This is a genomic window from Bacteroides sp. ET225 (genome assembly GCF_024733745.1).
GTDB classification, from domain to species: domain Bacteria; phylum Bacteroidota; class Bacteroidia; order Bacteroidales; family Bacteroidaceae; genus Phocaeicola; species Phocaeicola excrementipullorum.
This window is the reverse complement of the sequence record NZ_JANRHN010000083.1, coordinates 1-1,415: the sequence shown is the minus strand read 5'-3', so window position 1 is coordinate 1,415 and position 1,415 is coordinate 1. Positions and strand designations below refer to the sequence as shown.

Sequence of the window (1,415 nt, the reverse complement as noted above, 5' to 3'; positions counted from 1 at the left end):
TCCTACAATGTCTGTTTTTATTTTTGCTCCAAATAGAAATAGATATGCTTCGATTATTCTTTACTTTGGGTGTTATCTTTTGCTGCTTTGCCGGGTATGGGCAAAAAACAGCACGGAACCTGTCTTATTATATAGAGTTTGCAAAGACTAGCAGTCCGCTTCTCCACGATTACAAGGGGCGCATCGAAATACAGCAAATGGAGGAACAGCGTTTAAAGGCTGTTTACATTCGCTCTAAATTGGAATTGAATGGAGAATTCCTTTTTGTTCCGATTATTTCAAAGGACGGAGGAAAAACGTCTTTTCTTTGGAATGCGCAAAACGGAACAGACTATTACGGATATGATTTAGGTGAAAGCAGCGGTCATTTGTATGCAGGCTTTACATGGACACAGCCTTTGCTGGGAGGCGGTTTGTATGAGGCTTCCAGAAAGCAGACAGAGATACAGGCCGCTATCCAGTCAAATAATATGCGCCTGGAAAAGCATCAGTTGGAGCGTACTGTCACAGAACAATATCTTCTTTGTTTGTTGGACAAAAGTCTGGTTGGATTAGCCGACAGTGTGCGCAGAGTTTTGCAGCAACAAGAACTTATTGTCCAAGAACTGGTGCAAGATGGAATATTGCGGCAGTCCGACCTGCATCTGCTTGCTATAGAGAAAGCTGCGAATTACGATCTGAAAACGGCCTCATGGCAATCTTATTGTACGCATCTGTCAGATTTAAACATACTCTGTGGAATAACAGACACTGCAAAAGTTGAATTGGATGCAGTTTGTCTGTTTCCTGAAATAAAAAAAAATAATCCTATTTCTTTATTTTTAGAACAATACAGGTTGGACAGTCTGAATGTGGCTGCGAATCTGCGTGTTTTTAAGTTGCAGTATAAGCCGAGGCTTAACCTATTTGTCAATGGGGGACTGCAGGTGAGCAACTATACCCATGTATACCGTCATCTGGGCTGGAATGCCGGCCTGACTTTGTCGTGGACAATTTTTGACGGGCGGCAGAAACGCTGGCAAGAGCAGCAGATGCAGGTGCAAATGCGAACTATTTCTGCATATAAGGCACATGAACGGTTTCAAAATGAAGAACACAAGAAAAAATGCCTGTCGGAAATGCAGCTGTATGGCGAAAGGCTGAACGCTCTGTGCGGGCAATTGTCTGAATACGATACAGTACTGGTCAATTATCTGAAAGAAATACGAGCCGGGCAACGTTCTGTTGTGGACTATATCACCGTGCTGAGAAATAAAATTCAGGCGGAGCGCGACTATGTGACGTTGCAGACAAACCGTCAGCTGCTGATTGCTGCGTATAATTATTGGAACTGGTAAAAAACATGCGATATGAAAATAAAGAATTTAGTTCTTCTGATTGCTTTCTGCCTTGTTTCTTGCAATAATCAAACCGAA

Annotated in this window: 1 protein-coding gene; it reads left to right on the top strand. The window is 42.4% G+C overall.

Annotated elements, in window-relative coordinates; all coding sequences use genetic code 11:
* Positions 1–44 precede the first annotated feature (44 nt).
* Positions 45–1,337 carry a TolC family protein gene (locus NW212_RS15185; RefSeq protein WP_258339452.1) on the top strand — a complete coding sequence of 431 codons (1,293 nt, stop codon included), beginning with the start codon at positions 45–47 and terminating at the stop codon, positions 1,335–1,337.
* Positions 1,338–1,415: the final 78 nt, after the last annotated feature.